The following is a 7,263-nucleotide window of genomic DNA, read 5'->3' on the forward strand; positions in this document are numbered from 1 at the left end:
ACATGAAACTTAAATTCTAATAACTTAATTACAAATTCTAATATGAAAAGATTTTCAGCCTTATTTTTAGTATCATTATTAAGTGGTGCTATTACTCTTGGTGCTTACAAGTTATTATTTGAAAGCAACAATTCTTTTTTTGGAAAAGGAAATTCTGTTGTAACTCTTGCCCCTAACTCTTATGGAAAAAATGTTGGTTTAGGTGCTGAAATACTAGATTTTACCGAAGCCGCAGACAAAACTGTCCACACTGTTGTTCACGTAAAAAATGTTTCGAGAAGAACCGTAAGCAATCCGATGCTTGAGTTTTTCTACGGATACGGCGGACAGCAACAACAAGAACAAGTAGGAACTGGTTCTGGTGTAATTATTTCTGAAGACGGGTACATTGTGACTAATAATCACGTAATTAAAGACGCTACAGAAATTGAAATTACTTTAAACAATAAAAAATCATACAAAGCGAAGTTAATTGGTACCGACTCTAAAATGGACATTGCTCTTTTAAAAATCAATGCCGATGAAAAACTTCCTTACACTGCTTTTGCTAATTCTGACAATGTAAAAGTTGGAGAATGGGTATTGGCAGTTGGAAACCCGTATAATTTAACTTCAACAGTAACTGCAGGAATTGTTTCGGCGAAAGCCAGAAATTTAGACCAAAGCGGAATCCAATCTTTCATACAAACTGACGCTGCTGTAAACCCAGGTAATAGTGGTGGAGCGTTAGTAAATGCGAGAGGAGAATTAATCGGAATCAACACCATGATTTCTTCTATGACAGGTTCTTATGTTGGATATTCTTTTGCTGTTCCTTCTAATATTGCCCGCAAAATTATTGAGGACATTATGGAATACGGAAATGTTCAAAGAGGTATTCTTGGAGTTGAAGGAGGCGAATTGAATGCAACGGCTTCTAAAGAATTGGGTGTAACAGAAACGCAAGGATTCTATATTAATAGAGTTTCTAAAAACTCTGGTGCAGAAAAAGCTGGTTTAACAAAAGGTGACATTATCGTAAAATTGGATGACCAAAATATTGCAACTTATGCAGATTTATCAGGTTATATCAATACAAAACGTCCAAACGATGTTGTAAAAGTAACTTATATTAAAGAAGGAAAAACCAAAACAGTTCCTGTAACGTTAAGCAAAAATGAGTTTTACAGCGCTGAATTTAAAGGAATTGAATTAGAAAACATTGATGCCGCTGACAAGAAAAAATTCAGAATTGATTATGGTGTTAAAATTAAAAACATCAGCAATGAAAATTTAATGCAATATCAAAACGAACTACTAGGAAATATTATTCTAAGTATTGATAATGTAAAAGCAACCAACGTTGAAACTGTTTCAAAACTTTTAAGTAAAAAAGACGAAGGACAAAGCGTACGAATTGAAATGATCAACAGAAACGGAGAGATTTTCAGAATAATTATTTAAGTCGCAGTTTTCAGTCACAGTTTTCAGTTACTAAAAACTGAAAACTGTGACTGCGACTGAAAACTTCAAAAAAGCCATCTTAAAAAATTAAGATGACTTTTTTATTTTCAAAAATAAATGCTAAAATAGTTTACGAAATCGATTGAAATGGATACTTTTGCGCCAAATTTTAAAATAGTGAGCATTTTATTTTTTCAATTATGAGTAACAAATCATTGTACCAAAAAGAGGTATCCTTACAAGTCGACCGAAGAAAAGCAGGTGTCGAATTAATTAAAGTCATAAGCGATTTATGGTATGACAAATCAATCGAGATGGTTTTATTCAAAAATCAATTATTGGATAAAAACGTTAGCGATATTATCAATCTTCATCAATACGCTGGTGAATTTGTTGGAAAACCAATTACAATATTCGATTCTGTCGAGATTGCAAAAGTGGTTTTATCATTAGATCTTCCGCCAGCAAAAATAGATCTAGGAAAACTAACTTACGAGTATCGTTTAGAAGATGAAAAATATCCCGATGCAAGATATTTTGTTATTGATAAGCTGAAAAAAGCAAAATCTTCAAAAGAAATCAAACCAAAAGATGTTGTTTTATATGGCTTTGGAAGAATTGGACGTTTATTGGCAAGAGAGCTAATGTCGAAAACAGGAAAAGGAAATCAGTTGCGATTAAGAGCAATTGTAACCCGTGATAAAAATGACGCATCAAGCTTAGAGAAACGAGCTTCTCTATTACGATACGACTCCATTCACGGAGATTTCCAAGGATCAGTAATAGCCGACGCTAAAAATAATGCCTTAATTATAAACGGAACAACCGTTCATATCATTACTGCCAATTCACCTGAAGAAATTGATTATACCACATACGGAATTAATGACGCTTTAGTTATTGATAATACTGGCGCATTTACAACCGAAGAAGCATTAAAAAGACATTTAACCTCAAACGGAGCAAATAAAGTTCTGTTAACTGCTCCAGGAAAAGGTGTTCCAAATATTGTACATGGTGTGAATCATAACGATTTTAATCCTGATGAAATAAATATTTTCTCTGCCGCTTCTTGTACAACAAACGCCATAACTCCAATTTTAAAAGTAGTTGAAGAAACTCTTGGAGTTGTAAAAGGACATTTAGAAACCATTCATGCCTACACCAACGACCAGAATCTGGTTGATAATATGCACAAAAAATACCGTCGCGGAAGAGCTGCAGCTTTAAACATGGTAATTACCGAAACTGGAGCAGGAAGCGCTGTAGCAAAAGCTTTACCATCTTTGGAAGGCAAATTAACTTCGAATGCGATTCGTGTTCCTGTTCCTAATGGATCACTTGTGGTTTTAAACTTAGAAGTTAAGAAGCCTACCTCTATTACGGCAATCAATAAAATCATGAAGAAGTATGCTCTTGAAGGAGAACTGGTAGAGCAGATAAAATACTCATTAAACAACGAATTAGTTTCTTCTGATATTGTTGGAACTTCAGCACCATCAATTTATGATAGCAATGCAACAATTGTTTCAAAAGATGGAAAAAACATTGTACTGTATATTTGGTATGATAACGAATATGGTTACAGTCATCAAGTAATTCGCTTAGCAAAATATATTGCCAAAGTAAGACGTTATACTTATTATTAATTCAACCAAACTAACTTTTTTTCTTAAAACCATCAGGATTTTCTTGATGGTTTTTTGTTTTAGTTTAAATAGGAAGAACAGTAGTACTCTTTACTTCTGAAATTACAAAAACGGTATTTATTAGTGAAACCTCAGGCAGTATTGATAATTTTTTCTGGTGAAAATGATGGTAACTTTCCATGTCTGGAATTATGATTTTCAGCATATAATCGAAGTTTCCTGAAACATAATTGCATTCTACAACCTCAGGCAAATTCAAAATCGACTGATTAAATCCTTCTGAAGTATCATAAGTCTGTTTTGTCAGTGTAACTTGACAATAAACCGTCAAATTATTTCCAAGTTTTTTTTTATCTAAAAGCGTCACATATTTTTCTATAATTCCATCTTTTTCAAGACGTTTCACCCGATCATGAACAGGCGTTAAAGACAAATTTATTTTGTTTGCGATGTCTTTTAAAGTGTAGTGCGCATCTTCCTGTAACAGACGTAGGATTTTTTTGTCAATTTCATCTAAAGCCATAACGAAAACGTTTTATTAAAATTAGTCCGATTTAGTCTTTTTTTCTTTTTAAAGAATAAAATCCGCTCCTAAACAGAATATTTTTCTGTAAAAGTAAAAAATAAAATAATATTTTCTTATTTATTATGCATTAAACCATAATTTATTCTCTATCTGTAGATTTGTAAAACAATTTCAATAAAAACAAAAAAATATAACAAAATGATAATAGGTGTTCCTAAAGAAATAAAAAATAACGAAAACAGAGTTGCCTTAACTCCTGCAGGTGTTTCTGAAATGAAAAAACACGGACATACAGTTTATGTTCAATCTACTGCTGGATTAGGAAGCGGTTTCGCTGATGCGGAATATGCTGAAGCTGGGGCAGTTGTTTTACCAACTATTGAAGAAGTTTATGCTATCGCTGAAATGATCATCAAAGTAAAAGAGCCAATTGCTTCTGAATATCCATTGATCAAAAAAGATCAATTATTATTTACTTACTTCCACTTTGCTTCTTCTGAAGAATTGACGCATGCAATGTTAGAAAAAGGAGCTGTATGTTTAGCTTATGAAACTGTAGAAAAAACAGACAGAAGCTTACCATTATTAGTTCCAATGTCTGAAGTTGCTGGTCGTATGGCAATCCAACAAGGAGCAAAATACCTTGAAAAACCATTAAAAGGAAGAGGAATTCTTTTAGGAGGTGTTCCAGGTGTTCCGCCAGCAAAAGTATTAGTTTTAGGTGGAGGAATCGTAGGAACTCAAGCTGCTAAAATGGCTGCTGGATTAGGTGCTCAAGTTACTATTATGGATTTAAGCTTACCACGTTTACGTCAGTTAGATGACATCATGCCAGCAAACGTAAACACAGAAATGTCTAATCACTACAATATCACAAGAGCAATTAAAGATGCTGACTTAATTGTTGGAGCAGTTTTAATTCCAGGAGCAAAAGCACCTCACTTAATTACTCGTGATATGCTAAAATTAATGCGTCCAGGAACTGTTGTTGTTGACGTAGCGGTAGACCAAGGAGGATGTATTGAAACTTGTACTCCAACAACTCACGAAAACCCAACTTTCATTATCGACGATATCGTTCACTATTGTGTAGCTAATATGCCAGGAGCTGTACCTTACACTTCTACTTTAGCTTTAACAAATGCAACTTTACCATATGCTGTACAATTAGCAAATAAAGGATGGGAAAAAGCTTGTGCTGAAAATGAAGAACTAAATAAAGGGTTAAACGTAGCAAATGGAAAAATCCTTTACAAAGGAGTTGCAGAAGCTTGGAATTTACCTTTTAACGAAGAAATAGTATTAGCAAACGCATAGGCTAATACTTAAAAAAGTGCTTACTAAGTCACTATTACAAAAGGTTTTTCTTAATTGAAAAGCCTTTTTTTATGCCATAAAAAAACCTGTCATGAAGACAGGTTTTCAAAGTATTATATTTTTTCTATTTTTTACTATCTAGAACTTCAGTCATAACTTTCGCTTCTGTTCCATTTGGAAACGTAACTTTAATTTTCTGCGCTATTGTTGGAGCAATCTCTGTAATAGCTTTTTTATCGTAAGATTCTCCTTTTTTGATGTGCCAACCATAAAAAATAGCAGGAACATGTGTATCGTAGCTATAAATTGTTCCATGTGATGTTCCTGTTGGTGTATATTCTATCATTCCAGGTTTATCTACAATAACTAAATCACCGTTTTGTGTAACATCATATCCTTTAGCCACAAAATTAAGAGCATAATCATTTCCAGCATTAGCTAAAATTTCCTCTTCCGTATAAACCTTTTTAACTTGTGGCTGAGTAATTAAAAACTTTTTAAAAGCATCTTTCACTTTATCAAGCTCTAATTTCTTGTCCTTAATAATCTGCTTATTAAAGAAAACATTAAAGTTTGAGTAATTTTGAATCAAATCTACTCCAAAAGTCTTAGTTGAAAACTCCTGTAAGCTTTTCTTAACCTCTTTAGAAGGGTAATTATCTACATTATACTTACGGTCTTTAAGATAAATTACATTTTCTGCACCAGCGTGATCAGCTGTTAAGAAAAGCAAATAATTTCCTTTACCAACCGTTTTATCAAGATATGCTAAAAAATCAGCAATGGTTTGATCCAATCTCAAGTAAGTATCTTGAAGTTCCATAGATCTTGGCCCTAACAAGTGCCCAACGTAGTCTGTAGAAGAAAAACTTACAGTCAAAAAGTCTGTAATATTGTCTTTACCCAATTCTTCTTTCTCAATTGCTCTTTTTGCAAATTCAGCTAACAAATCATTTCCGAAAGGCGTCGCTCTAATAACACCAGCGTCATTTTTCTCATACATAGATTTTAAATCGTATGGAAAAACTGGTGCAGCACTTCCATATAATTTCCCTTCATACGGATTATTATCTGGAAGACTTTCATTATAAACAGAAGCTGGTTTATATAAATCCCAACCTTTATTAATATATTTTAAGTAATTTTTTTCATTATTGAATTCTGTAACCCATTCAGGTAACTTCTCTCCATAGAAAGTACTTGAAATAAAAGACCCAGTTTTACTGTACCAAAATGCCCAGTTAGCAAAATGGCCCGCTGGCAGTATGGCACCACGATCTTTTAAACTCATTCCAATAACTTTTCCAGTAAAATTAGTAGCCATTCTAACTTCATCAGTAATAGTAGTGCTTTGAAGGTTTTTTGGAGACATAGCACCTTCTTCTGCCGTACCATCCCCTACTGTTTTAACACCAGCATCGTCAGTACAGTACGTTTCTTTACCAAGCGTTCTGCTAAACCATTCGTTACCTACAATTCCGTGAGTCGCTGGAGTTGTACCTGTGTAGATTGAAGCATGCCCAGGAGCAGTGTAAGTTGGCATATAATTGTAATGCATATTCTGGAAAGTAAATCCATCATTCATTAGTCTTTTAAAGCCATTTGGAGAAAAATCATCTGAAAAACGATATAAATATTCCATTTTCATTTGATCGACAACTATACCCACCACTAACTTTGGACGTTGTTGTGCACTTAAGCCTGTTACAGCAAGAAGCGCTAACAATAAAATATTTTTCTTCATGTTTAAAAAGTAATTTAAACAGCAAAAATACTCATTCAAATCCAAAAAGTCTCTAAAGTATCAATATTTAACCGCCGATAATTGTCTATAATTTAACACTTATATGCACAAGCTTTCTAATGCCAATGGCGTTTCCCTGCGGGCCGTGCTGTCCGCTGTATCTTTTGCGGATGGATGCTTATGGGAAAAAGAAGCCCTGCGTGCCCCGCAAAAGGATGCCGCTCCCATCACTAACGCGGCACTTGCTTAATCTGAGGCTATTATTCCATCATGTTCGGTCAGATCAAAACTTCTTAAAAACAGAAAACCCCATCCGGTTTGGATAGGGTTTTCAAAAGAAAGGCGACGACATACTCTCCCACAAAACTGCAGTACCATCTGCGCAGGCGGGCTTAACTTCTCTGTTCGGGATGGGAAGAGGTGAGCCCCGCCGCAATAACCACCTTAAGGCTATTCGCTGCAAGCAGCTTTTAATTGTTAATTATTAATTATCAATTAAACAATATTTTAACATACTGAGATAAAGAAACAAATATGATTTTTTAGAAAGTTTCCTCCCCCCGATTGCTCGGGGGGAAAAGTTT

At 34.1% G+C, this 7,263-nt stretch carries 5 protein-coding genes and 1 rRNA gene; 3 read left to right on the forward strand and 3 right to left on the reverse strand.

Annotation, left to right across the window (positions count from 1 at the left end):
• Nucleotides 1-42 precede the first annotated feature (42 nt).
• The gene (locus AC3Y25_RS07580; RefSeq protein ID WP_095931875.1) at nucleotides 43-1,443 is read left to right on the forward strand and encodes a trypsin-like peptidase domain-containing protein; all 1,401 of its coding nucleotides are present in this window, start codon (nucleotides 43-45) and stop codon (nucleotides 1,441-1,443) included.
• 200 nt (nucleotides 1,444-1,643) lie between these two features.
• Nucleotides 1,644-3,092: a glyceraldehyde-3-phosphate dehydrogenase gene (locus AC3Y25_RS07585; protein WP_427875012.1), complete on the forward strand. Its 1,449-nt coding sequence runs from the start codon at nucleotides 1,644-1,646 to the stop codon at nucleotides 3,090-3,092.
• Nucleotides 3,093-3,156: 64 nt separating this feature from the next.
• Here AC3Y25_RS07585 and AC3Y25_RS07590 read toward each other — a convergent pair whose 3' ends face one another.
• The gene (locus tag AC3Y25_RS07590; protein ID WP_073416996.1) at nucleotides 3,157-3,615 is read right to left on the reverse strand and encodes an Lrp/AsnC family transcriptional regulator; all 459 of its coding nucleotides are present in this window, start codon (nucleotides 3,613-3,615) and stop codon (nucleotides 3,157-3,159) included.
• A 201-nt stretch (nucleotides 3,616-3,816) separates the two neighbouring features.
• Between AC3Y25_RS07590 and ald the strand changes: the two genes are divergently transcribed.
• Entirely contained in the window at nucleotides 3,817-4,935 is a 1,119-nt protein-coding gene (gene ald, locus AC3Y25_RS07595; RefSeq protein WP_095931877.1) for an alanine dehydrogenase, read from the forward strand.
• A gap of 124 nt (nucleotides 4,936-5,059) precedes the next feature.
• Here the strand turns inward: ald and pafA are convergent, their stop codons facing one another.
• Together pafA and rrf are read right to left on the reverse strand one after the other, a co-directional pair.
• Nucleotides 5,060-6,679, reverse strand: a complete 1,620-nt coding sequence (pafA, locus tag AC3Y25_RS07600; protein ID WP_489902311.1) for an alkaline phosphatase PafA — start codon at nucleotides 6,677-6,679, stop codon at nucleotides 5,060-5,062.
• Nucleotides 6,680-7,016: 337 nt separating this feature from the next.
• Nucleotides 7,017-7,126: ribosomal RNA gene (gene rrf, locus AC3Y25_RS07605) — 5S ribosomal RNA — on the reverse strand.
• Between the last annotated feature and the right edge of the window lie 137 nt (nucleotides 7,127-7,263).

It is taken from the genome of Flavobacterium sp. LK-23, assembly GCF_058135255.1.

Excerpts from the sequence above, each read along its gene's own strand:
- AC3Y25_RS07580 (WP_095931875.1), top strand. The coding sequence starts at position 43 with ATGAAAAGATTTTCAGCCTTATTTTTAGTATCATTATTAAGTGGTGCT.
- AC3Y25_RS07585 (WP_427875012.1), top strand. The coding sequence starts at position 1,644 with ATGAGTAACAAATCATTGTACCAAAAAGAGGTATCCTTACAAGTCGAC.
- AC3Y25_RS07590 (WP_073416996.1), bottom strand. The coding sequence starts at position 3,615 with ATGGCTTTAGATGAAATTGACAAAAAAATCCTACGTCTGTTACAGGAA.
- ald (WP_095931877.1), top strand. The coding sequence starts at position 3,817 with ATGATAATAGGTGTTCCTAAAGAAATAAAAAATAACGAAAACAGAGTT.
- pafA (WP_489902311.1), bottom strand. The coding sequence starts at position 6,679 with ATGAAGAAAAATATTTTATTGTTAGCGCTTCTTGCTGTAACAGGCTTA.